This window comes from Micromonospora sp. NPDC051924 (assembly GCF_055586005.1).
The window spans coordinates 23644-49428 of sequence record NZ_JBVJJA010000016.1 but is presented as its reverse complement, the minus strand read 5'-3'; the positions used below and the strand labels follow the sequence as shown (position 1 = coordinate 49428).

At 73.7% G+C, this 25785-nt stretch carries 26 protein-coding genes; 19 read left to right on the top strand and 7 right to left on the bottom strand.

All coding sequences use genetic code 11. The features are described 5' to 3' along the window. Positions 1 to 255 precede the first annotated feature (255 nt). The 3 genes from ACZ6S5_RS15135 to ACZ6S5_RS15125 all read left to right on the top strand — a co-directional run bounded on the left by ACZ6S5_RS15135 (position 256) and on the right by ACZ6S5_RS15125 (position 3317). On the top strand, positions 256 to 1491 hold the full coding sequence (locus ACZ6S5_RS15135) for an MFS transporter (protein WP_466000727.1): 1236 nt from the start codon (positions 256 to 258) through the stop codon (positions 1489 to 1491). A gap of 578 nt (positions 1492 to 2069) precedes the next feature. Beyond that, positions 2070 to 2660 (top strand): hypothetical protein, encoded by a 591-nt coding sequence (locus ACZ6S5_RS15130; protein WP_466000726.1) that lies wholly within the window; start codon positions 2070 to 2072, stop codon positions 2658 to 2660. Between the two features lie 171 nt (positions 2661 to 2831). Continuing rightward, positions 2832 to 3317, top strand: a complete 486-nt coding sequence (locus ACZ6S5_RS15125; protein WP_466000725.1) for a hypothetical protein — start codon at positions 2832 to 2834, stop codon at positions 3315 to 3317. Positions 3318 to 3375: 58 nt separating this feature from the next. On the opposite strand, the gene ACZ6S5_RS15120 is transcribed toward ACZ6S5_RS15125, so the two are convergent. Continuing rightward, positions 3376 to 4386: a GlxA family transcriptional regulator gene (locus ACZ6S5_RS15120; RefSeq protein WP_466000724.1), complete on the bottom strand. Its 1011-nt coding sequence runs from the start codon at positions 4384 to 4386 to the stop codon at positions 3376 to 3378. 52 nt (positions 4387 to 4438) lie between these two features. Between ACZ6S5_RS15120 and ACZ6S5_RS15115 the strand changes: the two genes are divergently transcribed. Then, entirely contained in the window at positions 4439 to 5734 is a 1296-nt protein-coding gene (locus ACZ6S5_RS15115; protein WP_466000723.1) for an MFS transporter, read from the top strand. Between the two features lie 4 nt (positions 5735 to 5738). Here ACZ6S5_RS15115 and ACZ6S5_RS15110 read toward each other — a convergent pair whose 3' ends face one another. From ACZ6S5_RS15110 to ACZ6S5_RS15100, 3 genes are read right to left on the bottom strand one after another with little or no spacing between them, the layout of a single operon-like run. Continuing rightward, on the bottom strand, positions 5739 to 6458 hold the full coding sequence (locus tag ACZ6S5_RS15110; RefSeq protein ID WP_466000722.1) for an RICIN domain-containing protein: 720 nt from the start codon (positions 6456 to 6458) through the stop codon (positions 5739 to 5741). Positions 6459 to 6515: 57 nt separating this feature from the next. Then, complete coding sequence (locus ACZ6S5_RS15105) at positions 6516 to 6800, bottom strand: DUF427 domain-containing protein (RefSeq protein ID WP_466000721.1); 285 nt, start codon at positions 6798 to 6800, stop codon at positions 6516 to 6518. 40 nt (positions 6801 to 6840) lie between these two features. Further along, positions 6841 to 7311, bottom strand: coding sequence for an aminoacyl-tRNA deacylase (locus ACZ6S5_RS15100; RefSeq protein ID WP_466000720.1), 471 nt, complete (start codon positions 7309 to 7311; stop codon positions 6841 to 6843). Positions 7312 to 7404: 93 nt separating this feature from the next. Between ACZ6S5_RS15100 and ACZ6S5_RS15095 the strand changes: the two genes are divergently transcribed. The 8 genes from ACZ6S5_RS15095 (at position 7405) to ACZ6S5_RS15060 (ending at position 14759) form a co-directional block, all read left to right on the top strand. Next, entirely contained in the window at positions 7405 to 8787 is a 1383-nt protein-coding gene (locus ACZ6S5_RS15095) for an FAD-binding oxidoreductase (RefSeq protein ID WP_466000719.1), read from the top strand. Further along, positions 8784 to 10127: a class I SAM-dependent methyltransferase gene (locus tag ACZ6S5_RS15090; RefSeq protein ID WP_466000718.1), complete on the top strand. Its 1344-nt coding sequence runs from the start codon at positions 8784 to 8786 to the stop codon at positions 10125 to 10127. Before ACZ6S5_RS15095 ends, ACZ6S5_RS15090 begins: the two co-directional genes overlap by 4 nt. Before the next feature lie 125 nt (positions 10128 to 10252). After that, positions 10253 to 10774, top strand: a complete 522-nt coding sequence (locus ACZ6S5_RS15085) for a SigE family RNA polymerase sigma factor (RefSeq protein WP_466000717.1) — start codon at positions 10253 to 10255, stop codon at positions 10772 to 10774. Further along, positions 10771 to 11715 (top strand): hypothetical protein, encoded by a 945-nt coding sequence (locus tag ACZ6S5_RS15080; RefSeq protein WP_466000716.1) that lies wholly within the window; start codon positions 10771 to 10773, stop codon positions 11713 to 11715. Before ACZ6S5_RS15085 ends, ACZ6S5_RS15080 begins: the two co-directional genes overlap by 4 nt. Positions 11716 to 11809: 94 nt before the next feature. Continuing rightward, complete coding sequence (locus ACZ6S5_RS15075; protein WP_466000715.1) at positions 11810 to 12370, top strand: helix-turn-helix domain-containing protein; 561 nt, start codon at positions 11810 to 11812, stop codon at positions 12368 to 12370. After that, positions 12363 to 13214 (top strand): SRPBCC domain-containing protein, encoded by an 852-nt coding sequence (locus tag ACZ6S5_RS15070; RefSeq protein WP_466000714.1) that lies wholly within the window; start codon positions 12363 to 12365, stop codon positions 13212 to 13214. The genes ACZ6S5_RS15075 and ACZ6S5_RS15070 overlap by 8 nt, the downstream gene beginning before the upstream one ends. A 169-nt stretch (positions 13215 to 13383) precedes the next feature. Beyond that, positions 13384 to 13824 (top strand): hypothetical protein, encoded by a 441-nt coding sequence (locus ACZ6S5_RS15065; RefSeq protein ID WP_466000713.1) that lies wholly within the window; start codon positions 13384 to 13386, stop codon positions 13822 to 13824. Further along, the gene (locus ACZ6S5_RS15060) at positions 13821 to 14759 is read left to right on the top strand and encodes a S1C family serine protease (protein ID WP_466000712.1); all 939 of its coding nucleotides are present in this window, start codon (positions 13821 to 13823) and stop codon (positions 14757 to 14759) included. Before ACZ6S5_RS15065 ends, ACZ6S5_RS15060 begins: the two co-directional genes overlap by 4 nt. Positions 14760 to 14790: 31 nt before the next feature. Here the strand turns inward: ACZ6S5_RS15060 and ACZ6S5_RS15055 are convergent, their stop codons facing one another. Together ACZ6S5_RS15055 and ACZ6S5_RS15050 are read right to left on the bottom strand one after the other, a co-directional pair. Next, the gene (locus ACZ6S5_RS15055) at positions 14791 to 15996 is read right to left on the bottom strand and encodes an RNA polymerase sigma factor (protein ID WP_466000711.1); all 1206 of its coding nucleotides are present in this window, start codon (positions 15994 to 15996) and stop codon (positions 14791 to 14793) included. Between the two features lie 4 nt (positions 15997 to 16000). Then, the gene (locus ACZ6S5_RS15050) at positions 16001 to 16327 is read right to left on the bottom strand and encodes a YciI family protein (RefSeq protein WP_466000710.1); all 327 of its coding nucleotides are present in this window, start codon (positions 16325 to 16327) and stop codon (positions 16001 to 16003) included. A 120-nt stretch (positions 16328 to 16447) separates the two neighbouring features. On the opposite strand from ACZ6S5_RS15050, the gene ACZ6S5_RS15045 reads away from it, so the two are divergent. The 4 genes from ACZ6S5_RS15045 to ACZ6S5_RS15030 all read left to right on the top strand — a co-directional run bounded on the left by ACZ6S5_RS15045 (position 16448) and on the right by ACZ6S5_RS15030 (position 20902). Then, positions 16448 to 16681, top strand: coding sequence for a zinc-ribbon domain-containing protein (locus ACZ6S5_RS15045; RefSeq protein ID WP_466000709.1), 234 nt, complete (start codon positions 16448 to 16450; stop codon positions 16679 to 16681). A gap of 263 nt (positions 16682 to 16944) precedes the next feature. Continuing rightward, entirely contained in the window at positions 16945 to 18348 is a 1404-nt protein-coding gene (locus ACZ6S5_RS15040; protein WP_466000708.1) for an MFS transporter, read from the top strand. Further along, entirely contained in the window at positions 18345 to 19424 is a 1080-nt protein-coding gene (locus tag ACZ6S5_RS15035; RefSeq protein WP_466000707.1) for a hypothetical protein, read from the top strand. Before ACZ6S5_RS15040 ends, ACZ6S5_RS15035 begins: the two co-directional genes overlap by 4 nt. After that, the gene (locus tag ACZ6S5_RS15030; RefSeq protein ID WP_466000706.1) at positions 19421 to 20902 is read left to right on the top strand and encodes a hypothetical protein; all 1482 of its coding nucleotides are present in this window, start codon (positions 19421 to 19423) and stop codon (positions 20900 to 20902) included. Before ACZ6S5_RS15035 ends, ACZ6S5_RS15030 begins: the two co-directional genes overlap by 4 nt. Before the next feature lie 16 nt (positions 20903 to 20918). Here the strand turns inward: ACZ6S5_RS15030 and ACZ6S5_RS15025 are convergent, their stop codons facing one another. Next, the gene (locus ACZ6S5_RS15025; protein ID WP_466000705.1) at positions 20919 to 21872 is read right to left on the bottom strand and encodes a S41 family peptidase; all 954 of its coding nucleotides are present in this window, start codon (positions 21870 to 21872) and stop codon (positions 20919 to 20921) included. 84 nt (positions 21873 to 21956) lie between these two features. Between ACZ6S5_RS15025 and ACZ6S5_RS15020 the strand changes: the two genes are divergently transcribed. The 3 genes from ACZ6S5_RS15020 (at position 21957) to ACZ6S5_RS15010 (ending at position 25651) form a co-directional block, all read left to right on the top strand. Continuing rightward, on the top strand, positions 21957 to 22472 hold the full coding sequence (locus ACZ6S5_RS15020; protein WP_466000704.1) for an ArsR/SmtB family transcription factor: 516 nt from the start codon (positions 21957 to 21959) through the stop codon (positions 22470 to 22472). Between the two features lie 117 nt (positions 22473 to 22589). Further along, complete coding sequence (locus ACZ6S5_RS15015; protein WP_466000703.1) at positions 22590 to 24884, top strand: putative bifunctional diguanylate cyclase/phosphodiesterase; 2295 nt, start codon at positions 22590 to 22592, stop codon at positions 24882 to 24884. 128 nt (positions 24885 to 25012) lie between these two features. Next, a complete protein-coding gene (locus tag ACZ6S5_RS15010) occupies positions 25013 to 25651 on the top strand; it encodes a hypothetical protein (RefSeq protein WP_466000702.1) in 639 nt (212 codons plus the stop codon). The last annotated feature ends 134 nt before the right edge of the window (positions 25652 to 25785 follow it).

Genomic DNA, 25785 nt, shown 5'->3' with positions numbered 1-25785 from the left:
CCGTCGCCCCGTCGTGGCCGCCGGAAATAAATGAGGAAGACCCCGGAGGGGGCCTGCGGTACGCTCGCGCCCATGTTCCACCCGCGTAAGTCCTAGCTGCCTGGCCCCGGCACGCGGGTGGAGTCTGCCCTTTTCCGGGTGGCTCCGCGGTGCACGATCCCCTCCCCCTGGCTCGCGTCCTCGGTGGGAGCCGCGTGTCTGTCGACCGTTCTGGCAGGGCGCCGGATGGCGCATCATCGTCGACAGGACTTCACCATGGACACCGTCAACCCGGCCCGGCCGCGGAGCGTCTGGCAGCACCGGGACTTCCAACTGCTCCTCGGCGGCCGGCTCGTCTCCCAACTGGGCGACCAACTGCAGTTCTTCGCGCTGCCGCTCCTGGTGGTGACGTTGACCGGCTCGGCCACCCAGGCCGGACTCGTCCTCGGCTTCCAGACCATCGTCTTCCTCGTGTGCGGCCCGGTCGCGGGCGCGCTGGTCGATCGCTGGGATCGCAAGGCAGCCATGATCATGTGCGACGCCGGTCGCGGCCTGCTCACCGCCACCGTCCCGGTCGCGGCCGCGCTCGGGGTGCTGGGAATGCCCCAGCTCTACATCGTCGCGGTCCTGACCGGCGTGTTGAGCACCCTGTTCACGGCGGCGAACAGTTCGGCGCTGCCGAACGTCGTCAGCCGGGCGGAGCTGCCCGCCGCGCTGGGTGCGTTCGGAGCCATGTCCAACGGGCTCCGGATAGCGGGCGCCTCCGTGGCGGGTGCCGCCTACGCCCTGGGCCGCGTCGTACCGTTCGGGTTCAACGCCGCCTCGTTCCTGATCTCCGCGGTCTCGCTGCGCGCCATCCGCGCCGAGTTCCAGGAGGAGCGGAACGGGACGCCCGCCTCAGCCCGGAGGCTGCTGACCGATATCCGGGAAGGCTTGGCGTGGCTGTGGCACCGGCCGGTGATCCGGGTGCTGGCGCTGCTCGATGCCGGGGACAGCCTGCGTTACGGTGCCGGGTACCTCCTGATCATCATGCTGGCCCGGCAACTGCACGCGAACCCGACCCAGGTCGGCATCGTCTTCAGCGGCGCGGCGGTCGGGGCACTGCTGGGCAGCGTCGCCGCTGCGCCGTTGGCCCGACGCTTCCCGCTGGGCCGCCTGTCCATCGTGATGCTGTGGGCGGAAGGGCTGGCGTTCCCCCTGTACGCGGTGGCCCCGACCTGGTGGCTCCTGCTGGTTGTCGCGTTCGCCGAGTCGGTGGTCGCACCGATCTACAACGTCGCCCTGGACAGCTATCGGCTCGCCGTGACCCCGGACGCCCTCCGGGGGCGGGTGACCAGCGCGGTGAGCACGCTGACCACCGGGGCCTCCGCCATCGGCGCCATGGCCAGCGGTGCCCTCATCGCCCTGGTCGGGGCGCGGACGCTGACGTACGCCCTGGCCGGTTGGCTCCTGTTCCTCGCGCTCATCGCCACGACCAGCCGTACGGTCCGCCACGCGCAGGCGACCGCCTGAGACCGGCAGGGGGCCCGGCCCCTCTTGCCCGCACTGCAGGTCGGCGATGTGGGGTGTTCGCGATGCCGGATACCGCCACGTCGGCGATGCGGAGTGGATCAAGGCGGGCGCAGGGGCCGGCCCCCGGTGTTGGGGGCGGTGCGCGGTTTGTTCGGTTATGGGCTGGCTGGGTGCGGTGGGTGGAACGCCATGGACGTCACCGGGGCCCGGAGACGTCCATGGCGTTCCACTGACGGGCCGGGCGGGTGAGCGGCCCGGCCGGCGGTGGGGTGTGGTGTCCGGTTTGGGGGTGTGACCGGGGGCATCCGGGGGTCGGAATGGTGGCCGGGGCGGGGTCGTTGTATCCCGGTGAACGGCCGAGGAAGACCGCGCCGCCCGACGGGGTGACGGGCCCCCGGGAATGGTGGTGGGTCGCCGGTCGTTACACATGGTCCCGGCGCCGCGAAGTGGCCAAGCCCCGCGAGCGTCGGATCCCCCCGCAAGACTTTCCCCCTTGTTTGAGCGCCTGACGGTGCTTGCGCGCCCGCCGACCCCCCCCGTCGGCGTGTGGTGTGCCAACCCCCGAATGGAGCTTTCCCATGAACACGATCATTCGTAAGAGCGTTCTTGGTGTTGCTGGTCTGGCCTTCACCGGTGGTGTGTTCGCCGGTCCGATCGCCGCGCACGCCGAGGCTCGTCCCGTGGAGGGCAAGCCGGTCGCGGTCGCGGTGCAGGCGGACAAGCCGGACACCGGCAAGCTGATCCCGCATGGTGTGCAGGGCGCCCAGTCGAAGATCACCCTGAACGACGAGCAGGTCGGTAACGCCAAGGCGATCATCGCCGCGACGAAGAAGGCGGGTCTGCCGGAGCGGGCCGCGGTCATCTCGATCGCCACGTCGCTGCAGGAGTCGAAGCTGGAGAACCTGGGCCACCTCGGCGACCAGAATGACCATGACTCGCTGGGCCTGTTCCAGCAGCGCCCCTCCAGTGGTTGGGGTACGCCGGAGCAGATCACCGACCCCGAGTACTCGACCCTCGCGTTCGAGAAGGGTCTGAAGCAGGTCGACGGCTGGCAGGACATGCCGCTGACCCAGGCCGCGCAGACCGTGCAGGTGTCGGCCTACCCGGACGCCTACGCCCAGTGGGAGCAGCAGGCCGCCGACCTGGTCGCCCAGCACTGGAACAGCTGACCCACCTACGCAACGCTGGCCGGCACCCCGAACAAGGGGTGCCGGCCAGCGGCGTTTCCACACCTGCGAATCGCAACTTGCCGAGATCGCGGCAGGTGCATGGACCCCGTCCGGGTGAACCGGGCGGGGTAGTCGCGGTACGGCCGTCGGGGGCCGGAGTTGGATTCGGGAATGGACGACGTGGACGCCGTGGAGCTGCGGCGGGCGTACGAGACGGTGCTGGCGGAAGTGGACGCGGGCGGGTTCGGGCCGCCCGAGGACGGGGAGCTGGCCGCCGACCAGATCGTGGCGCACCTGGCCGCCAACGACGAGTTGATGAGCGAGGCGACCGAGGCGGTGCTGGCCGGGTCGCCGTTCGCGTACTACGACCTGGAGACGATCCACCGGCCGCAGCTCGACGCGCTGGTCTCCGAGTGCGGCGGGCTGGACGGGCTGGCCGCCCTGCTCCGGGCCACCAGCCAGAAGCTCTGCGTGCTGGCCGAGCGGCTCGGCCCGGCCGCGGAGACCCCGGTCGACACCGTGCTGCGGGAAGGCTTCGACCTGGACGTGGACGATTCGCTGCCCTGGGGCCGGGTGCTGGACCTGCACACCCGCGTCCACCTGCCCATGCACCTGGCCCAACTGCGCGCCCTGCGCCAGCAGCCGCATTTCGCCTGAGCCGCACCGAAGCGGCGGCTGCTCGCACCGCGACGGCAGCCGCCGCTGAGCCGTCCCGTCAGCGGGACGCCGTCGCCTCCGGGCTCCGCCGGAAGGTCCGCCGGTAGGCCGTGGGAGCCACGCCGACCCGCTGGTGGAAGTGCTGCCGGAAGGCGGCGGTGGTGCCGAAGCCGGCGTGCCGGGCGATCTGGTCGACGGTCAGGTCGGTGGTCTCCAGCAGCAGCCGGGCGTGCTCGGTGCGCTGCTGGATCAGCCACTGTGCCGGGCTGAGCCCGGTCTCCGAGCGGAAGTGCCGGGTGAAGGTCCGTACGCTCATCCGGGCGTGCGCGGCCAGGTCGCGCAGGGCGACCGGCTCGTGCAGCCGCTGCCGGGCCCACTCGCGGGTGGCGGTGGTGCCGACCGCCGCGGCGCGGGGCACCGGGCGCTCGATGTACTGGGCCTGACCGCCGTCCCGCCACGGCGGCACCACGCAGCGGCGGGCGGCCCGGTTGGCCACCTCGCTGCCGTGGTCGGTGCGGATGACGTGCAGGCAGAGGTCGATGCCGGCGGCCACCCCGGCCGAGGTGAGCACCTCCCCGGCGTCGATGAAGAGCACCTCCGGGTCGAGGTCGACACCCGGGTGCAGCCGGCGGAACGGGTCCGCGTACGCCCAGTGGGTGGTGGCCGGGCGTCCGTCGAGCAGGCCGGCGGCGGCCAGCACGAACGCGCCGGTGCAGATCGACATGATCCGTACGCCTCGCGCGTGGGCCGCGCGGAGCGCCGCCGCGACCTCCGGGTCGAGGGTCCCGTCGGTCATCGCCGAACCCCCGTGCACCCCGGGGACGACCACCGTGTCGGCCCGGTCCAGCAGCTCCAGCCCGTGGTCGGGGAGCACCTGGAAGCCGGCGGTGCTGCGCACCGGACGGCCGCCGGGGGTGCAGGTCTCGACCGTGTAGAGGGGCGTGAGGTCCTCGGTGCGGGCGCAGCCGAACACCTGGGCCGAGGTGCCCAGGTCGAGGCCGACCACGTCGTCGAGGGCGAGCACCGCGATCCGGTGCGGAACGAGCGTCATGGCCCGATTATTGCGCATGCTGGCTTTCCGGCCACTCGTCGTGCCGCCCGCCACCCCCGAGACTCGGAGGGTGACCCGACACCGTCTCCATCCGGCCTGGCTCGTGGCCGGCGTCTCCTTCGTCGCGCTGGTCGGCGCGGCCGGCTTCCGCGCCACGCCCGGGGTGCTGCTGCACCCGCTGCACGCGGAGTTCGGCTGGCCGCTCGCCACCATCTCCGCCGCCGTCTCGGTCAACCTCATGCTCTACGGGCTCACCGCCCCCTTCGCCGCCGCGCTGATGGACCGGTTCGGCATCCGTCGGGTGGTGGCCGTCGCGCTGGTGCTGGTGGCCCTGGGCAGCGGGCTGACCGTGGGGATGACCGCGAGCTGGCAGCTGATCCTCTGCTGGGGTGTCCTGGTCGGCCTCGGCACCGGCTCGATGGCCCTGGCGTTCGTGGCGACCGTCACCGGGCGCTGGTTCGTCCGCCGTCGCGGCCTGGTCACCGGCGTCCTCACCGCCGGTGGGGCCGCCGGACAACTGGTCTTCCTCCCGCTGGTCGCCGTGCTGGTCCGGGACCACGGCTGGCGGGTGGCGGCGCTCGTCGTCGCCGGGGCCGCGCTGGCGGTCGTACCCCTGGTGGTGTGGCTGCTGCGCGAGCACCCGGCGGATCTCGGCCTGCCCGCCTACGGCGCGGACCAGGTGGTGCCGCCGGCGCCGCCGGCCGGCGGGGCGGCGGCCCGGGCGGTCGGCGCGCTCACCGCCGCCGCGCGGACCCGGCCGTTCTGGTTGCTCGCCGGCGGGTTCGCGATCTGCGGCGCGACCACCAACGGCCTGGTCGGCACCCACTTCGTGCCCGCCGCGCACGACCACGGCATGCCGGAGACGACCGCCGCCGGCCTGCTCGCCCTGGTCGGTCTCTTCGACATCGCCGGTACGGTCGCCTCCGGCTGGCTCACCGACCGGGTGGACAGCCGGCTGCTGCTCGGCGCCTACTACGCGCTGCGCGGCGCGTCCCTGCTGGTGCTGCCGAGCCTCTTCGCCGGCAGTGCGCAGCCCAGCATGCTCGTCTTCATCATCTTCTACGGCCTGGACTGGGTGGCCACCGTGCCGCCGACCGTGGCGCTGTGCCGGGAGTGGTTCGGCGCGTCCGGCGCGGTGGTCTTCGGTTGGGTCTTCGCCGCCCACCAGGTCGGCGCGGCCCTCGCCGCGACCGGTGCCGGCCTGGTCCGCGACCGGCTCGGCGACTACGCCCTGGCCTGGTACGTGGCCGGCGCGCTGTCGATCGGGGCGGCCGGGCTCTCGCTGTTGCTGCGCCGCCGGGCCGACGACCCGTCGTTCGTGGTGCCTGTCGCCGTCGGCCGCCGGGCCTGGAGCTACCGGGGCTGACCGGTCAGCCGGCGGTCCACTGCTGCTCGGGAGCGCCGGTGCAGGGTGCCTGCACGATCTTGGTGCCGGGCTGGGTGCCGGCTCCCTCGGCCTGCGCGCACTTGCCGCTGTGCACCGCGACCAGCAGCACCGCGGCGCCCGAGCCGGCGGGCTGCAACCGCCACTGCTGGTTGCCCTGCCCGTGGCAGGGAAACTGCTGGAGCTTGGCGCCGTCATCGGTGCTGCCGCCCTCGACGTCCAGGCACTGACCGTACGCGGCCACGGTGAGCGCCACCGCGTCCGGCGCGAGCTGATTGGCCGCCCACTGCTGCTCCGGCCCGCCGGTGCACGGCGCGAGCTGCGCCTTTGCCTGCTGCTGGTCGCTCTCCAGCCCGAGGCAGAGCCCGGAGGGCACCGAGCGGAGGGCCTTCGGTCCGGTCGGTGGCGCCGGCGGGGTGGTCGCCACAGGGGTCGGCGACGGGGCGGCCGGTGTGGTCGGCGCCGCCGTCGTGGGGGCGGCCGCGCTCGACCCGCTCGCCGCGGGAGTGGGCACCGCCGCCGCCGGCACCACTGGCCGTTCGACGCCACCGCCGAGCACGCCGGTGGCGAAGAAGATGCCCAGGAGCACGCCGCCCACCGCCACGCCCAGCGCGATCCGCATCAGCGGGTCCTGCGGCAGGCCGGGGCGGCCCGGGCGGCGGGCGCCGTAGACGGTGCCGGGCGGATCGGTCGGTTGCTCGGACATGGGGGCATCCTGAACCATGGCGTCCGTCGATAGCCAGTCGCCTCGACGGAGCGTGACTCAGTCGACGACCTTCACGTCCTTCCAGAACGCCACCCGGTCGCGCACCATCTCCGCGTCCGGCTTCGGGTCCGGGTAGTACCAGACGGCGTCCTCGCTGGTCCGGCCCGCGTCTTCCAGGCTGTAGTAGGAGGCGGTGCCCTTCCACGGGCAGACCGTGTGGGTGGCGGAGTCGCGGATCAGGTCGTCGCGCAGCGCCGTACGGGGGAAGTAGTGGTTGCCCTCGACCACCACGGTGTCGTCACTCTCCGCGATGATCAGGTCGTTCCAGACGGCTTTCGGCATGCCTCTCACGCTATGCCGGTCCGGCCGGGACGGCCACCGGTCAGCGGGCGGGTTCCGCGTCGGTGACGTCGGCCACGGTCGCGTCCAGAGTGGTGATGGCGGCGTCCGCGTCGACCGCCACGGCCACGCCGTGCTCGCCCGCGCCGAGGGTGATCTCCCGGCCGCGCAGCCGCTCGTCGGCGACGACCGGCCAGGCGGTGGTCGAGCCGAACGGGGTGATGGTGCCGCGCTCGTAGCCGGTGGCCGCCTTCGCGGCCGCCGCGTCCGGCATGGACATCCGGCTCACCCCGAGCAGCGCGCGCAGCTTGGGCCAGGAGATCACCCGATCGCCGGGGGTGAGCACGAACAGGTGGTCGTCCTCGCCGCGCCGGACCACGATGGTCTTGACCACGTCGGGCACCTCGACGCCGCGTGCCTGCGCCGCCTCGGCGAGGCTGCGGACCGGACCGTGCCGGATGACCCGGTACGGCAGTCCGGCGACGTCGAGAGCGGCGAGGGCGGGGGAGGACATGCCCGCCACGGTAACGCGGCCGTCGCACGCCGGACGCGAAACCGCCACTGTGGTCATCCCACCAATTGTCGTACCCGGGCGTAAGGTGATCTCATGCACGCTGTCCGTGATCATGAACGGGCGGTGGGCACGCTGCGACGCTCGTACGCCGCGGTGCCCGCCGGGGAACCCGTACGGCTGGCCAAGCAGACCTCCAACCTGTTCCGCCCCCGGTCCGCGCCCCGCGCGCCGGGGCTCGACGTGAGCGGCCTCACCGGGGTGCTCGCCGTCGATCCGACCGCCCGCACCGCTGACGTGCAGGGCATGTGCACGTACGAGGACCTGGTCGACGCGACCCTGCCGCACGGGCTGATGCCGCTGGTGGTGCCCCAACTGCGCACGATCACCCTGGGCGGCGCGGTGACCGGGCTGGGCATCGAGTCCACCTCGTTCCGCAACGGCCTGCCGCACGAGTCGGTCCTGGAGATGGACGTGCTCACCGGCTCAGGTGAGATCGTCACCGCCGGGCCGGAGGAGCACGCCGAGCTGTTCCGGGCCTTTCCCAACTCGCTCGGCAGCCTCGGCTACGCCACCCGGCTGCGCATCGAGCTGCAACCGATCCGCCGCTACGTGGCGCTGCGCAACATCCGGTTCACCCGGCTGGAGGAGCTGACCGACGCGATCGGTGAGGTGATCGCCAAGGGCTCCTGGGAGGGCGACCCGGTCGACGCGATGGACGGGGTGATGTTCAGCCCTGGTGAGGCGTACCTGATGCTGGGCACGTTCACCGACGACGCGGCCGGGCGGCCCAGCGACTACACCGGCCAGGACATCTACTACCGGTCGCTGCAGCGCCGCACCCGGGACGCGCTCACCGCGTACGACTACCTGTGGCGCTGGGACACCGACTGGTTCTGGTGCTCGGCGGCGTTCGGGGTGCAGCACCCGGTGGTCCGCCGGCTCTGGCCCCAGCGCTACCGGCGCAGCGACTTCTACCACCGGCTGGTCCGGCTGGAGCACCGGCACCAGGTGGCCGCCCGGATCGACCGCTGGCGCGGCCGGCCGGGCCGGGAGCGGGTGGTGCAGGACGTGGAGATCCCGCTCGACGGCACGGCGGATTTCCTGCGCTGGTTCGCCCGGAACGTGGGGATGACGCCGGTCTGGCTCTGCCCGCTGCGGTTGCGTGAGCCGTCCGGTCCGGGATCGGCCCGGGCCTGGCCGCTGTATCCCCTTCAGCCGGGCGAAACGTATGTGAACATCGGCTTCTGGGGGAGCGTGCCGATCGCCGACGGCGCCGCGGACGGCGACGTCAACCGGGCGGTCGAGCGCGCGGTGTCGGGGGCGGGCGGGCACAAGTCGCTCTACTCCGACGCGTACTACGAACGGGACGAGTTCGACCGGCTCTACGGCGGCGACGTCTGGCGCGCCGTCCGGGACCGGTACGACCCGGACCACCGGCTCACGGGACTCTACGAAAAGGCGGTGGCACGACAGTGAGCTTGATCGACCGTGAACAGGGGGCGGCTGACGCCCCGTCCGGCCCGCCGGCGGGAGGTCGGCGCACGGGCCCGACCGTCGCGGACGTGGTCCGCGCGGTGACCACCGGCCCGCTGCCGGTGCGCGTCACCGGCTACGACGGCAGCGCCGTCGGTCCCGCCGACGCGGGCATCACCCTGTCCATCCGCTCCGAGCGGGGCCTGTCGTACCTGCTCACCGCGCCCGGAGACCTCGGCATGGCCCGCGCGTACGTCAGCGGCGACCTGGGCTTGGACGGCGTGCACCCGGGTGACCCGTACGAGGCGCTGCGGGTGCTCAAGGACGAGATGCCGCTGCGGATGCCGCCGGTCGGCGAGGCGCTGGCCCTGGTGAAGGGGCTGGGCTGGGAGCGGCTGATGCCGCCGCCGCCCCCGCCGCAGGAGGCCGCGCCGCGCTGGAAGCGGGTGATGAACGGGCTGCGCCACTCGCGTACCCGGGACAGCAGCGCGATCTCCCACCACTACGACGTCTCGAACGCCTTCTACGAGAAGGTGCTCGGCCCGTCGATGACGTACACCTGCGCGGTCTTCCACAGCCCCGACGACACGCTCGAGGAGGCGCAGCGGGCCAAGTACGACCTGGTCGCCGGCAAGCTGGCGCTCAAGCCCGGGATGCGGCTGCTCGACGTCGGCTGCGGCTGGGGCGGCATGGTCCGGCACGCGGCCCGCGAGTACGGCGTCAAGGCGCTCGGGGTGACCCTGTCCAAGGCGCAGGCCGAGTGGGCGCAGGCGGCGATCGAGCGGGAGGGGCTGAGCGACCTCGCGGAGGTGCGGCACCTGGACTACCGGGACGCGCCGCGTGAGCAGTTCGACGCCATCTCGTCGATCGGCCTGACCGAGCACATCGGGGTGCGCAACTACCCGGCGTACTTCGGGGCGCTGCGCAGCCGGCTGAAGCCGGGCGGGCGGCTGATGAACCACTGCATCACCCGGGCGGACAACCGCGCCCCGCACCGCTCCGGCGCGTTCATCGACCGGTACGTCTTCCCGGACGGCGAGCTGGCCGGGCCGGGCCGGCTGATCAGCGAGATCCACGACGCCGGGCTGGAGGTGCACCACGAGGAGAACCTGCGTCAGCACTACGCGCTGACCCTCGCGGGCTGGTGCCGCAACCTGGTCGAGCACTGGGACTTCTGCGTGAACGAGGTCGGCCCGGGCACCGCCCGGGTGTGGGGCCTCTACATGGCCGGCTCCCGGATGGCCTTCGATCGCAACGACATCCAGTTGCACCAGGTGGTCGCCACGCACAACGGTCCGGAAGGGGTCAACGGCTACCCGCTGCGCCCCGACTGGACGCCCTGACGGACTGACCGACGACGAAAGGCCGCGCGGATCGCGCGGCCTTTCGTCGTGCTCGGGATTTTCCGGTCGCCCAGTCAACCTTCGAGTGGTGCCCGTCGTCCTTGGTAGCGACGAAAGGAGAGCCGGTGTGGCGGAAGAAACGCTTCGAGGGACTGGACACCCTCGTCGCGGAACGCGGCGATGCCCTGCTCGCAACGGCGGTGCTGCTGACCGGTAGCCGATCCGCCGGGGAGGACCTGGTGCAGGCGGCGCTGGAGCGGCTGATGCGCAACTGGGGCCGCGTGCACGGCGACAGGGAGGGTTACCTACGCCGCACGCTCTACCACCTGGCGGTCGACCGGTGGCGGCTGCGCCGGCGCCGCCCGGAGGTGCTGACCTCGATCGAGCCGCCGGGCCAGCCGGACGGCACGGACGCGTTGCACCTGCGGCAGGCACTCATCCAAGCCCTGGGCCTGCTGCCGCCCCGCCAACGGGCCGTGCTGGTGCTCCGCTACTGGGAGCAGTTGAGCGAGGCGGAAGCCGCCGAGACGCTCGGCTGCTCGGTCGGCACCGTCAAGTCGACCACCTCCCGGGGGCTGACCCGGCTACGTGAACTCACCGCCGACTGGGCGCTCGAAGGCGCCGGGATGAACGGAGCACGCAGATGACCACCGACCTTGAGGAGCAGCTGATCGCCGGACTGCGGGACGAGGCCGCCGGACTGGCGCTCACCCGCGACGTGCTCGGGGAAGCCACCCGACGCCACCGGCGCCGCACCGCGCTGCACCGCACCACGTACGCCGTCGGGGTGGTCGGGGTGGTCGGGGCGCTGGCCGCGGCCCTGGCCGTCGGTGCCCCTGGTGATGCCACTCGCTCGCCCGGCCCGGTGGCCGAGCGGCCCGCGCCGGCGACTCCCGACACGCCGCGGCTGCGGCTCGCGGCCGCCGCCGCGGCCAGTGAGAACATCAGCTACCGCGTGAAGGTCACCACCACCAACAAGGACAAGCTGCCACCGCGGAACGAGCTGCCCGAGCCGGTGGCCAGCAGTTGGGTGACGGAGGGTGCGTTCGATCCGGCGACGGCCACCGGTTACCTGAGTTCGCCGAGAACCGGGCTGCGTCCGCCCATGTCGATCGGCTGGCTGAAGGAGCGCCTGGTCGATGGCGTCCTGTACCACGGTGGCCTGGACGGTGCCGACCCCGACAGCGGAAAGATCGTGTGGTCCCGCGATCGGGAGGGCAGGCAGACGAGCTTGGACTTCGACGACGCGCTAGGCGGCAGGCTGGGCACCTCGACGGATCCGCAGCAGCTGTTCCGAATGCTGCGGCAGGCCGGCGCCGAGGTGACCCAGAACCCCGGCGGCGGCTACCACTTCGAGGTCACGGTGCAGGATTCATCCAAGGGGATTGCCGCCGACAAGCTGGTCGGTGACGTGACGATCGACGCGGACGGCCGGATCAAGACGGTGGCGTACGACCGTGCGGCCCGGTGGAACGCCAGGGGCCCGGAATTCACCTATCACCTGCACGTGCTGGTGGAACTCTCCGACTACGGCCTGCCGGTGAAGGTCGAGGCGCCAGCCAACGCCGTAGTCATCGGCTCGCGGTAGCCGACCATACCGACCCGAAAGGCCGCGCGGGCAGCGCGGCCTTTCGTCGAATCCATTGACAAAGAATTTTTGTACGTACAAACTGATTTTTGCCATGAGAGACGTCCTGTACCTGGAAGAGCGCGAGCAGGCCGAGACCCTGCTCAAGCCGCAGCGCATCGAGGTGCTGCGGCAGCTCGCCGAGCCCCGCACCTGCACCGAGGTCGCCGCCCGGCTGGACCAGACGCCGCAGCGCGTCTACTACCACGTCAAACAGCTGGTCGCGGCCGGCCTGGTCGAGCAGGTCTCGGCCCGCAAGGTGCGCGGCATCAGCGAGGGCATCTACCAGGCCGTCGCCCGGTCGTACTGGCTCTCGCCCCGACTCGTCGGGCGGATCGGGGGTGCCCGCCGGGCCCGCGACGAGCTGAGCCTGGGCTATCTGCTCGACCTCATGGAGGAGGTCCAGGCCGACATCGCCGCGCTGGACCGCACCGCGCCGGAGCTGCCCTCGATCGGGATGTCCGGCGAGATCAGAGTGCCGGCCGAGCACCGGCAGGAGTTCCTGCACGACCTGCAGACGACGCTGCAGGACCTGTTCACGCGCTACGGGGGCGCGGAGGGGGATGCCTTCAAACTCGCCGTGGCGTGCTACCCGAAAGGTGACGACCGTGAGTGAACCACTGACCGTCCGGGTCCGTCTCGCCGCCCCCGTGGACGCCGTGCGCCATGCCCTGACCGACCCCGCCGAGCTGCGCGTCTGGCTCGCCGAGCACACCGAGGTCGAGCTGCCGCACCGGTACGAGTTCTGGGGCCGCTACACCCCTGAGGGTGACGCGCCGCACCAGCGGCTGCTGCACGCCGACGAGCGCACGCTGCGCTTCGCCTGGACCCTCGACGGCGTGGAGACCACCACCGAGTTCGCACTGGCACCCGACGGGGACGACACCCTGCTCACCCTCCGGCAGAGCCACTACGACTTCGCCGAGGCGATGAGCGGCAGCACCATCCGCGGCGTGCTGCAGACCTTCTGGGCCCTGTCGATCGCCAACCTCGCCGCCCGCCTGGAGGGCAAGCCGCTGCTGCCGCGCACCGACTTCACCTCGACCGACCTGCGCGCCGAGCTGACCATCGACGCCCCCGTGGACCGGGTCTGGACCTCGCTGACCGACTCGGAGCAGGCCAGCGCCTGGTTCGGCTACCCGATCGGGATCGAGCCCTGGGTCGGCGGCCGGTACGCCATGGGTGGCTTCGAGGCCGGGTACGCGGCCAAGGTGGTCGACCTGGACCCCGGCCAGAAGATCTCCGTCGACTGGGGACCCGTCGGGGTCAGCACCTGGGAGCTGGCCGAATCCGACGGGAAGACGAAGCTGACCATGGTGCAGAGCGGCTTCGACGAGGACAACCCCCCGTACGCGGCCTGGTGCGGCAACGTGGCCGGGCTGTTCGAGCTGCGCCGTTTCCACGAGATGGCCGACTGGCAGCCGATCTGGCTCTCCGAGGAACTGCCGACCGGCGCCTGAGCGTGGCGCTCCCGTCCCTGCCGCCGGCGACGCTCCCGGCGGCAGGGACGTCATCAGGTGCGTAGCGGGTCGGAAGCTGCTGCGGCACACCGGGTTTCCACAGGAAGGGCACAAGGCAACCTCAGATCCCCGCGCGACGGTGGACGCATCACCGAACCGAGGAGGATCCATGACCGCCGTCATCGACCTGACCACCCCCGCCGTCGCCGTGCTCGGCGACGCCACCCGGGTCACCGGGCTCGCTCGCCAGCTGCCGGCCGCCTGGCGGGTGCTGCGCACCCCCGGCGTCGAGTACGTCCAGCCCGGTGAGCTGGTGCTGCTGGTCTGTCCGGACGCGGCGACCGTCGGGCGGGTGCACCGCCGGCTGCCGGCCGGGTGCGCGCTGGCGGTCCTCGTGGAGCAGGACGTCGCCACGACCACCATCGCCGACGTGCTCCAGGCCGGGGCGGACGTCTGCGTGCGGGCCGGCTCGACCACCATCCTGGCCAGCCATCTCGTCGCCTGTCACCGGCGACGCACCCGACCGCCGTCTCCGACCGTGGAGGGGGAGCGGATCGCTGCCTTCGCCGGTGCCTGCGGATCCGACGCCACGAATGCGGTGACCCGATGACCGACATGATGAGCCGTCCCACCGGCACCGTCCCTGTCGTCACCGCTCCGCCCGCCCCGGCAGCCGCCACTCCGGCACCGGCCCGCCCGCTCGTCGCCGATCCCGACGACTTGCCGGGCTGGCCGCCCGCGCAGGGCGAACCGTTGATTCCTCCGCCGGATGGCCCGGCCACCGCGACCCGGACCGGCCCGTACCGGTGGCGGCGCCGGCTGGGCGCGGCCGGGCTCGCGCTCGCCCTGATGCTGGGCGGCGGTGCGTCCGGCGCGCTGGCCGTGGACCGGCTCGTTGGCGAGGGGACCAGCGCGACGGCGGTGCGGGTGACGCCGGCCGGCGCGATCGACACCCTCTCCGGGGCGGTCGGCACCGTGTCGCCGAGCATCGTCACGATCACCGCGGCCGGAACCTCGGGCACCAGCCTCGGCTCGGGCGTGATCCTGGACAAGGACGGGCTGATCCTGACCAACGCGCACGTGATCGAGTCGGGTGGCCGGTTGAGCGTGCAGCTCGCCGACGGGCGTACCGCCTCGGCCACCCTGGTCGGCCGGGACACGAGCGCGGACATCGCGCTGCTGCGGGCCGACGGCCTCTCCGGGCTGACCCCGGCCACCCTCGGCACCGATGCCACGCTGCGGGTCGGCGACACGGTGCTGGCCTTCGGCAGCCCGCTCGGTCTGGAGGGGACGGTCACCTCGGGCATCGTCTCCGCGCTCGACCGCTCGGTCGACAACATGAGCGGCCTGATCCAGACCGACGCGGCGATCAACCACGGCAACTCCGGCGGCGCGCTGGTCGACACCGCCGGGCGGGTGGTCGGCATCAACGTGGCCATCGCCACCACCGGCCAGGACGAGGGCAGCATCGGCCTCGGCTTCGCCATCCCGATCGACACCGTCCGCACCGTGGTCGACCGCCTCACCGACCAGGCCACGAACTGACGGCCCGCTGGCTGAATCGTTCGGGAGGGCTTCAGCCGGAAAGGTCGGCGACCCGGCGCAGCAGGGCGCGGCGTTCCGGCTCGGAGCGGACCGCCTCGGCGGCCGCCCGGAACAGCGCCGCTCCGCGTGCCCGGTCGCCGAGGCGGGTGGTCAGCTCGGCCTCGGCGGCCAGCGCGGGCGGGTAGCCGTCCAGGGCGCCGCCGGCGCGGGCCTCGGCGAGCAGGTCCAGCCCGATCCGCGGGCCGTGCGCGTAGCCGTGGGCCACCGCCCGGTTCAGCCGGACCACCGGGGTGGGGCGCAGCCGGGCCAGCTCGTCGTAGCAACGGGCGATGGCCGACCAGTCGGTCTGGGCGGCGGTCGGGGCGGTGGCGTGGCAGGCGGCGATCCGGGCCTGGAGGGCGTACGGGCCGTCGCCGGCGCGGTCCAGCAGGGCGACCCCCTCGGCGACGGCGTGCCGGTCCCACCGGGAGCGGTCCTGCTCGTCCAGCGTGAGCAGGTTGCCGTCGGCGGCCCGGCGGGCGGCCCGGCGGGAGTGGTGCAGCAGGAACAGGGCGAGCAGCCCGGCCACCTCCGGCTGCTCCGGCATGAGCGTGTGCAGCAGCCGGGCCAGCCGCACCGCCTCGGTGGCGAAGGCGGGCTCGCCGTCGGCGTCGTACCCCCGGGTGAAGAGCAGATAGAGCACGGCCAGGACGCCCGGCAGCCGCTCGACCAGCGCGGGCCCGGTCGGCACCCGGTACGGGACGCCGGCGGCGGCGATCTTCGTCTTGGCCCGGGTGAGCCGGCGGGTCATCGTCGACTCGCTGACCAGGAAGGCGCGGGCGATGTCGGCGGTGGGCACCCCGGCCACGGTGCGCAGGGTCAGCGCGACCCGGGCCTCCAGGGCCAGGGCCGGATGACAGCAGGTGAAGATGAGCCGTAACCGGTCGTCCACCACGTCCCCTCCCGTCGGCGTCGGCTGCTCCGGGTCGGTGAGCAGGGCCAGCTCGCGCAGCTTGCGGCGTTCCACGGCGGCCCGGCGCAGCACGTCCACCGCGCGGTTGCGGGCGGCGGTCATCAACCAGCCGCCCGGATTCCCCGGTACGCCGTCGCGGGGCCAGCGCTCCAGCGCCGCCGCGAGGGCCTCCTGGGCGCAGTCCTCGGCGAGGGTCCAGTCGCCGGTGACGCGGATCAGGGCGGCCACGATCCGCGGGTACGCCTCGGCACCCGCTGCGGCGACCGCCCCGGCCGCGTCCGTCACCGGGTCAGTCCACCAGGGGACGCAGCTCGATCCGCCCCCCGTACGCCATCGGGTGGGCGCGGGCCACCTCGATCGCCTCGTCCAGGTCGGCGCACTCGAGCAGGTCGAAGCCCACGATCACCTCCTTGGTCTCGGCGAACGGGCCGTCGCTGAGCAGCAGTTCGCCGTCGCGGACCCGGACGGTGGTGGCCGCCGACGGCGGCGCGAACACGCTCCCCGTCACGCGCTGGCCGTTGGCGTCCCGTTCGGCCACCCACTTCTCGATGTCGGGCGCGGCGTCCGGGTTCCGGTCCGGCTCGGTGTCGGTGCAGACGAACATCATGTACTTCATCGGTTCTCTCCCTCGGTCGTGCTTCCATCCAGCCTGACGAACGGGGAACGCGCATCCGGACAGCGGGGTGCGGAAAATTTCGTGGGTGTTTTCCGGACCCGGGATGGGTACTGCCCGGCGATGTTCTTCATCTTCGGGCTCCGGACCAAGGTTGTCCGGTCCGGCGTCGTCACCGAGGTCTGCCGTACCTGTGGCAACCAGGCGGCCCAGGTCATCACCCGGCGGGCCACGAAGTTCACCCTCTTCTTCATCCCGTTGATCCCGGTGCGCACCCGCTGGACGAAGCAGTGCACCTTCTGCGGCACCCAGTACGACGTCTCCCGGGCCGAGGCCGAGCGCCTCCCGGTCGGCTGACCGTGGCCCGCTTCCTCTGCTGGCTGATCGGCCGCCAGCCGGTCAGCCCCCCGCCCGCACCGGTGCACACCGTCTCCCGCCCGCCCTGCACGCCCGGCCGCCGGCACCGCCGCCGCGCCCGACCGTCGGCGGGCGCCCAGTCTCCCCGCTCACCCTGGAACCGTTCCGCCGGCCGCTGACCGGCATGTGATCTTCGACCCGCTGTCGGACCCGTCTCCACCTGCGCGAACTAGGCTGGGGCCGCCGTCTGAACGGGGAGAATCGTGCGCAATCACCCGGCCGTCGTGCTGGTGGCCGTCCTGCTGTCCACCATCGCGTTGCCGGTCTCGCTGACGGGCGCGTCCGTCGCCCTGCCGGACATCGGCCGGGACCTGCACGCCGACCTGGCCGGGGTGCAGTGGGTGGTGAACGGCTACAACGCGACCTTCGCCAGCTTCATGCTCGCCACCGGCGCCATCGCCGACCTGTTCGGCCGCCGCCGGGTGTACGCCGTCGGGGTCGCCCTCTTCGCCGCCGGCGGCCTGCTCGCCGCGCTCGCCGGGAACGTGCTGCTGCTCGACCTGGCCCGGGCGCTCGCCGGGATCGGCGCGGCCGCCGCGGCGACCAGCGCCTCCGCGCTGCTCGCCGGGGCTTTCCAGGGCCGGGCCCAGGCCCGCGCCTTCAGCCTGTTCGGTACGGCGATCGGCGTCGGTCTGGCCTTCGGTCCGTCGGTCGCCGGGCTGCTCATCGAGGGCTTCGGGTGGCGGGCGGTCTTCGCCGCCCCGGCGCTGGCCGCCTGCGTGGTGCTTGGGCTGGTGCCGCTGCTGCCGGAGTCCCGCCAGCCGCACCCGGGACGGGTCGACTGGCCGGGCACGCTGTCGTTCACCGCCGCGCTGCTGCTGCTCATCTACGGATTCGTGCAGGGCCCCGCGTACGGGTGGACCGCCCCGGTCATCCTCGCCGCGTTCGTCGCCGCGCTGGCGCTGCTTGTGCTGTTCGTCCGGGTGGAACGCCGCCGTGCCGACCCGATGTTCGACCTGGCCCTGCTGGCGAGCCCCCGGTTCCTCGGCATCTGCCTGGCGGCGGCCACCATCGTGGCGGTGCTGGTGCCGCTGCTGGTCTACCTGCCGGCGTACCTGACCACGGTGGTCCGGCTCAGCCCGGGCGCGGCCGGCGCGACGCTGATCCTGCTCACCGCCCCGACGCTGGTGCTGCCGCTGCTCAGCGGCGTGCTGACCCGGCTGGTCCCGGCCACCGCCGTCACCGTCGTCTCGGTGCTGCTGGTCGCGGTCGGCGCGGCCTGGACGACCGTGCTCGGACCGCACGTGAACACGGCCACTCTGGCCGGTCCGCTGCTCACCATCGGGTGCGGGGTGGGACTGTCCATCGGCCTGCTGGACGCCATCGCGATCGGCAGCGTCGCGCCGTCCCGCGCGGCCACCGGGGCTGGGATGATCAACACGGCCCGGCTGGCCAGCGAGACGGTCGCCATCGCGGTGGTCGGCGCGGTGCTGGCCAGCACCACCGCCGGCCGGCTCGCCGACCCGGGCTTCACCGGCGGGCTGCGTACGGTGCTGTGGTCGATGGCCGCGCTCGCGCTGGTCGCCGCGATGGCCGTCGCCGTGCTGGTCCGCCGTAGCGCGCTGCCGGCCGTGGCGGCGTCGACGGCCTATCCTGGCGGATCATGACGGACACCGCGCAGCGCCTGGCCGAGATCCGGGGTGGCGTGCCGCCCCGACGGCACAACGCCCGGACCATCGCCGCGCTGACCGGCAACCCGGGCTGCACTCGCCGGGCCGTGCTGGACAGCGCCGGGGTGGACAAGCCGAAACTGGCCGAGCGGATCGGCTTCCCGGCCCGGTTCGGCCAGTCCCGCTTCGCCATAACCCGCGGCAACGCGTTCGAGGCGCAGGTCAAGGCCGACGGCGGGGTGGAGTTGCTGCGGCTGGTCGCGGAGCGGCTGGGCGTACCGGTGCCGGCGGCGGCGAGCTGGACCGACCTGGGTGGCGACGAGGACCGGCCGGAACGGTCCCGGGCGGCGCTCACGGCAGCGGGGGACGGGGCGGCGCTCTTCGACCACCCGCTGCTCGGCCTGGACGTGGCCGGCCGGCGGGTGCACCTGGAACCCGACCTGGTGGCCGCCCGGCTCGCCGGCCGGTTCCACGTGGTGGAGATCAAGTCCTTCCCGGTGATCGACGGGCAGGCCGACCCGGCCAAGGTCTCCGCCGCCGCCATCCAGTCCGCCGTCTACGTGCTGGCGCTGCGCGAACTGCTGGCCACCGAGGGGCACGACCCGGACCTCGTCTCGCCCGAGGTGGTGCTGGTCTGCCCGCGGGATTTCACCAACCAGCCGGTAGCCAGCCTGCTCGACGTGCGCCGGCAGTTGCTGGTGCTGCGCCGCCAGCTCGACCGGATGGCCCGGATCGACGACCTGCTCGCCGCCGTGCCGGCCGGCTTCACCGCCGACCCGACCACCGACCCGGCGACGCTTCGGGCCGCGCTGTCCACCGTGGAGGCCCGCTACGCCCCCGACTGCCTGGCCGCCTGCGAGCTGGCGTACTTCTGCCGGCACGAGGCGCGCGGCCACACCGCCGCACTGGGCCGGCCGGTGCGGGAGGCGCTCGGTGGCATCGTCGACGTCGGCGAGGTGCTCGCCCTCGCCGAAGGCCAGCGCGCCCCGGACCCGCAGCAGGCGGAGGCCGCCGCGCTGCTGCGCGCCGCCGCCCGCCTGCGCGCCGACGCCCTCGCCGGGAACCCGTCATGAGTACGCTGCGCGCCCTCGCCAAGGCGCAGGCGGTCGCCGCCGCGGTGGCCCAGCCGGTGGCCACCGTCCGGCACCTGCACCTGTCCGACCGCCCGCTGGTGCTGGTGCCCCTCGCGCTCGCCGGCGAGGCGAACGCCCCGCTCGCGGCCCTGGTCGGCGCCGCCCCCGACGAGGCGCGGCTGCTGGTCGTGCCGCAGCCCCGCAACCGGGAGCAGCGGCTCGGGTTCGCCGCCGAGCTGGCCGGGATCGTGCTGCCCCACCTGGAGTCGTTCCGGGGGGTCAGCGAGGCGGTGCCGGTCGACCGGGGCAGGGACGTGCGCCACCGGTACGTGGACGCGCCGCAGCTGCTGGTGCCCAACCCGGCCGGGATCACCTTCCTGCGGCTGCTCGGTCGCTCCACCCGGTTCCGCCGGCCCGACGGGGAGTATCCGGTGCACCCGTCGGTGCCGCTGCTCGGCCGCTGGCTGACCTTCTTCGCCGAGCGCGCCGAGCACCCCGGCTCGGCGGCGCTGGTCGCGCTGACCGAGGCGCTCACCCAGCACTGGGCGACCGGGCAGAGCGCAGTGGAGGACCTGCACCTGCCGGCCCTGCTCGGCTGGCTCGACCCGCCGCCCGGCATGACGGGCAGGGCGGCGGCCGCCCGCGCCGAGGACCCGGCGACCTGCCCGCCCGCCGGCCCGGCCACCGACCCGGACTTCGACAACCACCGGCTCGCCCCGGCGATGGCCGCGTACGCCGATGCCGAGGCCGACCCGGTGGCCCGCGCCGAGGCGTACGCGGAGTTGGAGCGGCTGCTGCGCGGCCAGCTCGCGCCCACCTGGGAGCTGATGTGGCGCGGCGTGGGGTTGCTGCGGGCCCTGCCGTCCGGGGCTCGGGTGGCCGGTCGCTGGGCCGGCGACCGGGACGCCTTCACCGGGTACGCCGAGCACGTGGACGGCGGGGGCGGGCCGCAGCCGCGCCGGGACGGGGCGGTGGCCGCGGCGGTGCGGCTGCACCGGCTGGAACGGGCCCTCACCTCGTACGCGGTGCAGCGCGCCTACGACGACCCGCTGGTCATGGCCGAGCACCGGCTGACCGGGGAGGCGTTCGTCGGCGACGTGACCCTGGCGGATCCGAAGCGGGTGGACGACACCGGCAAGCGGCCGGTGCTGCGGCCCCGCATCCAGGTGGTCACCACCGAGCCGGTGCTGGTGCCGGTGGGCGCGACGCTCTACTCGCCGGCCCGCCCGGGCCAGAAGGCGAAGGTGGTCTTCGTGACGCCCGGGGCCGACGGCAAGACCGAGGTGGTGCTGGAGCTCTCGGGCGGGATGGGGCGCGGGCTGACGGCGGCGCCGGGCAGCGTCCCTGAGGTGGGGGAGCGGCTCTGCCTGACCACCCTCTCGGACGCGTACCTGCCGGCCGGCAACTTCCCCGCGGCCGAAGAGACCCCGTGGACCCATGGCGGCCCGCCGGCCGAGTCGGAGCCGGCCGGCGGGTAACCCTTGCCGGCCCAGGTCAGGCGAGGGCGGCCACGGCCTCCCGGGCCTCGTCCGCCGTCGGCCGCCGCGGGTCCGCGGCGAGCAGACTCTCCAGGGCCATCCGGTACGCGGTGTCGCGCGCCTCGGCAACCGGCGCCTCGACGTCCGGGGCGACCCCGCTGCCCTCCCAGTTGGTGCCGGTGGCCGCGTGCACCGGCCGGGCCACCGGCACGGTCAGCTCCAGGTGCGGGTGGGCCCGGAATCCGGTCCGGGGGTGCGCCCCGCCGCGGGTCCGCTCCCCGACCACCGTCGCCCGGCCCAGCTGCTGCAGGTCGTACGCCAGCTCCTCGCCGCCGGAGAAGGTGTCCGGGCCGGTCAGCACGTACACCGGCTTGTCGGGGTGGTACCCCGGCACGGGCAGGTACGCCGCGCTCCAGTACTGCCGGCCCGCGCCGGCCCGGTTGTACATGGTGTGCAGGTGCACCGGCTCGGCGAAGAACCAGCCGCAGATCAGGGCGGTCATGTCGGGGCTGCCGCCCAGGTTGCCGCGCAGGTCGAGCAGGAGCGCGTCGGTGCCGGCGAGCAGCCCGAGCGCCGCCGTGACCGCCGCGCCGCCGAGCTGCGGCGGGGCGAGGAACGGCCTCAGGTCCAGCAGCCCGACGTTGCCGGCGAGGCGTTCCACCCGGGCCACCCCGCCCATGTGCCGGGCGGTCAGGTCGGCCCAGGCGCCCTCGTCCGGCTCCTCGTCGATCTCGGGCAGCGCGGTGACGTGGTGCTTGAGCCGCAGGTGCAGGTCCCGGTTGACCGACTGGAGGTCCTCGGTGACGAGGGCGCCCAGGGCCGCCGGGTCGGCGACGTCGGCGTACCGGCCGGCGCGGAGGCGGTCGCCCAGGTGGGCGGCGATCCGCTCGGCCACGTCGGGAAAGACGTAGTGCTCGGCGACCAGCTTCGCGGACCGCTCGACGACCTCGGTGATCTCGTCCTGTCGCATGTCGTGTCCCCGTTTCCACAGTGGTGTGCGGGCCAGTAGAGCAGCCGATTGACAAAGCGTCAAGAGAAGTGGACGCTTTACGTCGTGCCCGACCAGACCCCCGACGCGCTGCACGTCCGCAGCCCGGCCCACTTCAAGGCGCTCGCCCACCCGTTCCGCCACCGGCTGCTCTTCGCCCTCGGCGCGGGGCCCGCCACCATCAGCCAGCTCGCCACCGGGCTGGGCGCGGCCAAGGGCACCGTCGCTCACCACCTCAAGGTGCTCACCGAGGCCGGCATGGTCCGGGTCGCCCACACCCGGCAGGTGCGCGGCGGCACCGAGCAGTACCACGAACGCACCTTCCGCCGGCTGGTCGGCGGCGAGGGCGACGCCGAGACCACCGGCGCGCTGCTGGGCGCGGTCGCCGAGGAACTGGTCGGCGACCGCGACCCGCTGCTGCACCTGCGCCACCTGCGGCTCACCCCCGGGCAGGCGCACCGGCTCCGGGCCACCCTGGAGGAACTCGTCGCCGACGCCGAGGAGGCCGGCCCCGGCCAGCCGCGGCACGGCGTCCTGGTCGCCCTCTACCGCCGGGGTGCCCCGGCCGCGCCGCCCGACTGACGCACGCCGATCGGATCTGGCGGTGGTAACCCGGGCTGACTAGGCTTGCGCCGTTCGCCGTCCGCAACCGGTCCTCATCGTCGAGGTGCGCGCCAGAGAGAGCCGGAGCGAATCGTTGTGCCCCAGCAGGACGTGGACCCGGCCGTGACGGCGCGGGCCCGTTCCCCGCTCGCCGGCCGCGTCGGGCTCGTCGCGGCCGCCTTCGTCGTACTCGGGGAAGCCGGCTGGCTGCTCGCCGGCCTGCCCCACGCGGCGCTGGTCAGCGACCTGGGGGCGGTGGCGGTGTCCAGTTGGGCGGCGGTGGCGTGCACCCGGGTGGCCCGCCGGCGCCCGGCGCCGCTGCGCCGGTTCTGGGCGCTGCTGGCCGTGACCATGGCGCTCGCCGCCCTCGGCCGTACGGTGTGGACGGTCGAGCGGCTCGGCGGGGACGGGCTGCCGCACACGCCGCTGGTCGGCGGGCTCTTCACCGCCGGCATCGTCACCGGCACCGCCGCGCTGCTCTGCTCCCTGGCCGCCCCGCGCAGCCTCGTCGGGCAGGCCCGCACCGTGCTCGACGGGGTGATCGTCGCGCTGGCGCTCGTCCCGATCGGCTGGGTGGTGGTGTTCCGCGACATCGCCGCCGCCGACCTGGCCGATCCGCTGCGCACCTTCGGGCTGCTCTACCCGATGTTCGACCTGATGCAGCTCACCATCCTGGTGGCGGTCTCCGGGCCGGCGCGGCCGATGTGGCGGGCGCTCACCGTGATCGGGGCCAGCCTCGCCATCCGGGCCGCCGCCGACGCGATCTACGTCTCGCTCGTCGCGCACGGCACGTACGCCGCCGGCCACCCGATCGACGTCTGCTGGCCACTCAGCTACCTGCTGATGGGCGCGGCCACCGGCCACCCGCCCCCGGCCGGCGGCGACGCCGAGGACGAGACCACCGAGTCGCCGCTGCCGCCCTGGTGGCGGGTGGCCCTGCCGTACCTGCCGGTCGGCGGCGCCATCGTCGCGGTGGTGCTCGCCCGGCGGCCCACCGGGCAGACCCCGCACCTGATCTTCATCAGCATGATGGCCCTGCTCGGGGTCCTCGCGCTGCGGCAGGGGCTGGCCGCCAACGAGAACCTGCGGCTGGTCGCCCGGCTGCGCCGGCTGGCGTACTACGACCAGCTCACCGGGCTGCCCAACCGGCTGGCCTTCACCCGGCGGCTGCGCCGGGCCCTGCGCGACGGCCACCCGGTCGCCGTGCTGCTGCTCGACCTGGACGGCTTCAAGCAGGTCAACGACCGCTTCGGGCACGCGGCCGGGGACCGGCTGCTGGCCACCATCGCGGAGCGGATGCACCACAACGTCGGCGCCGACGGGATGATCGCCCGGCTCGGCGGCGACGAGTTCGCCGTGCTGGTCGACGGCGACCGGCCCGTGCCGCCCGAACAACTCGCCGAGCGGCTGCTCGCCGCCCTCGAACCGCTGCCCGGCGAGGAGGACCTGGGCGTCCACCCGTCGGCCAGCATCGGTATCGCCGAGTACGGCCCCCAGCACACCTCCCACACCGACCTGCTCCGCGACGCCGACATCGCCATGTACGCGGCCAAGGCGGCCGGCAAGTCCGCGTACCGGACCTGCACGCCGGAGCTGCGCGAGTCGGCGGTGAGCCGGGCCGAACTCATCGCCGACCTGCGCCGCGCGGTCGACGAGGGACAGCTGCTCATGGAGTTCCAGCCGATCGTCGACCTGGCCACCGGCGCGGTCCGCAGCGCCGAGGCCCTGGTCCGCTGGCGGCACCCCCGGTTCGGGGTGCTGCCACCGGCGAGGTTCCTGCCGGTGGCGGAGGAGACCGGGCTGATCCTGGCGATCGACCGGTGGGTGCTCGGGCAGGCGTGCCGAGCCGCGGCGACCTGGCGGCAGCACGCCCCCGTGGTGACCGTGGCGGTCAACATCGCCGCCGCCCACCTGCGCCGCCCCGACCTGATCGCCACGGTCACCGGGGCGCTCGAAGCGGCCGGCCTGCCACCCCGCGCACTCACCCTCGAACTCACCGAGTCCGCGCTGATCGAGGGGAGCGAGGCGGTCCTGGACCGGCTGGCCCAGCTGCGCGAACTCGGCGTCCGGATCGCCATCGACGACTTCGGCACCGGCTACTCCTCGCTGAGCTACCTGCACCGCATCCCGGCCACCGAGCTGAAGATCGACCGGTCCTTCGTGGCCCGGCTGGACGCCGAAGACAGCCGGGCGTACGCCACCGTGGAGATGGTCAACCGGCTGGCCGGCGCGTTCGACCTGGTGGTGGTGGCCGAGGGCGTGGAGACCGGCGCCCAGCACGCGGCGGTGGCCGCGATCGGCTGCGTACACGGCCAGGGCTGGCGGTACGGCCGGCCGGCCGCCCTGCCCGACCTGCTCGCCACGCTCACCCCGATCGACGTGGCCCGCTGACCGGCCCGGGGTGAGGGGGCCTAAGGTCCCGGCCGGGACAGGGGGTTCGGCCCTGCCTGGGACCACTGTCGAGCCGCGACGATGGGACGGTCATCAGCTAGCCGCCACCATCCATACAGGAGCTCGACATGAAGCGACGGACGCTGGATCTGCTGTTCAGCATCGGCGGGCTGGGCCTCGCGGTCCTGCTGCTCGTCGTGGGCATCGTCCTCACCACGAACGCCAACTTCGCCAACACCTACGTGCACGACCAGCTCGCCGCGCAGCACATCAGCTTCAAGCCGGCCAGTGCGCTGACCGACGAGGAGAAGAAGTCGGACTGCCTGCGCGAGTACGCCGGCCAGCAGCTCACCACCGGCAAGCAGGCCGAGTGCTACGCGAACGAGTTCATCGGACTGCACCTCAAGTCGATCGGCGGCGGCAAGACGTACGCCCAGCTCGGCGAGCCGCAGACGGCGCTGAGGGAGCAGGTGGCCCAGGCCGAGCAGGCCAAGGCCGCCAACCTGGCCGACCTGCAGAAGCAGCTCGCCGACGTCACCGCCCAGCGGGAGAACGTGTTCAAGGGCGAGACCCTGCGCGGCCTGCTGCTCACCTCGTACGGCTTCAGCGAGTTCGGCCGCAAGGCCGAGCAGGGCGCCCTGGCCATGTACCTCGGTGCGGCGCTGCTCCTGCTGCTGTCGGTGGCGGGCCTCTGGCACGCCTTCCGCACCCCGGCCAGCGAGGCGTTCGCCGCCCCCAAGGCGACCAAGGAGCGCGTCACCGCCTGACCCGGTCCGCGACCCGACCGCCCCCGGCCTCCTCCACCCCCTCAGGAGGCCGGGGGCGATCGCTGTTCTGGTCCCTGCCCCGAGGGCCGGCGGCACAATCGGCTTGACCCTCACGCAACGGGAGGCGGGAGCCT

Coding starts and splice junctions, on each gene's coding strand:
- ACZ6S5_RS15135 (WP_466000727.1), top strand. CDS start 256: ATGGACACCGTCAACCCGGCCCGGCCGCGGAGCGTCTGGCAGCACCGG.
- ACZ6S5_RS15130 (WP_466000726.1), top strand. CDS start 2,070: ATGAACACGATCATTCGTAAGAGCGTTCTTGGTGTTGCTGGTCTGGCC.
- ACZ6S5_RS15125 (WP_466000725.1), top strand. CDS start 2,832: ATGGACGACGTGGACGCCGTGGAGCTGCGGCGGGCGTACGAGACGGTG.
- ACZ6S5_RS15120 (WP_466000724.1), bottom strand. CDS start 4,386: ATGCGCAATAATCGGGCCATGACGCTCGTTCCGCACCGGATCGCGGTG.
- ACZ6S5_RS15110 (WP_466000722.1), bottom strand. CDS start 6,458: ATGTCCGAGCAACCGACCGATCCGCCCGGCACCGTCTACGGCGCCCGC.
- ACZ6S5_RS15105 (WP_466000721.1), bottom strand. CDS start 6,800: ATGCCGAAAGCCGTCTGGAACGACCTGATCATCGCGGAGAGTGACGAC.
- ACZ6S5_RS15100 (WP_466000720.1), bottom strand. CDS start 7,311: ATGTCCTCCCCCGCCCTCGCCGCTCTCGACGTCGCCGGACTGCCGTAC.
- ACZ6S5_RS15095 (WP_466000719.1), top strand. CDS start 7,405: ATGCACGCTGTCCGTGATCATGAACGGGCGGTGGGCACGCTGCGACGC.
- ACZ6S5_RS15080 (WP_466000716.1), top strand. CDS start 10,771: ATGACCACCGACCTTGAGGAGCAGCTGATCGCCGGACTGCGGGACGAG.
- ACZ6S5_RS15075 (WP_466000715.1), top strand. CDS start 11,810: ATGAGAGACGTCCTGTACCTGGAAGAGCGCGAGCAGGCCGAGACCCTG.
- ACZ6S5_RS15065 (WP_466000713.1), top strand. CDS start 13,384: ATGACCGCCGTCATCGACCTGACCACCCCCGCCGTCGCCGTGCTCGGC.
- ACZ6S5_RS15060 (WP_466000712.1), top strand. CDS start 13,821: ATGACCGACATGATGAGCCGTCCCACCGGCACCGTCCCTGTCGTCACC.
- ACZ6S5_RS15050 (WP_466000710.1), bottom strand. CDS start 16,327: ATGAAGTACATGATGTTCGTCTGCACCGACACCGAGCCGGACCGGAAC.
- ACZ6S5_RS15045 (WP_466000709.1), top strand. CDS start 16,448: ATGTTCTTCATCTTCGGGCTCCGGACCAAGGTTGTCCGGTCCGGCGTC.
- ACZ6S5_RS15035 (WP_466000707.1), top strand. CDS start 18,345: ATGACGGACACCGCGCAGCGCCTGGCCGAGATCCGGGGTGGCGTGCCG.
- ACZ6S5_RS15030 (WP_466000706.1), top strand. CDS start 19,421: ATGAGTACGCTGCGCGCCCTCGCCAAGGCGCAGGCGGTCGCCGCCGCG.
- ACZ6S5_RS15025 (WP_466000705.1), bottom strand. CDS start 21,872: ATGCGACAGGACGAGATCACCGAGGTCGTCGAGCGGTCCGCGAAGCTG.
- ACZ6S5_RS15010 (WP_466000702.1), top strand. CDS start 25,013: ATGAAGCGACGGACGCTGGATCTGCTGTTCAGCATCGGCGGGCTGGGC.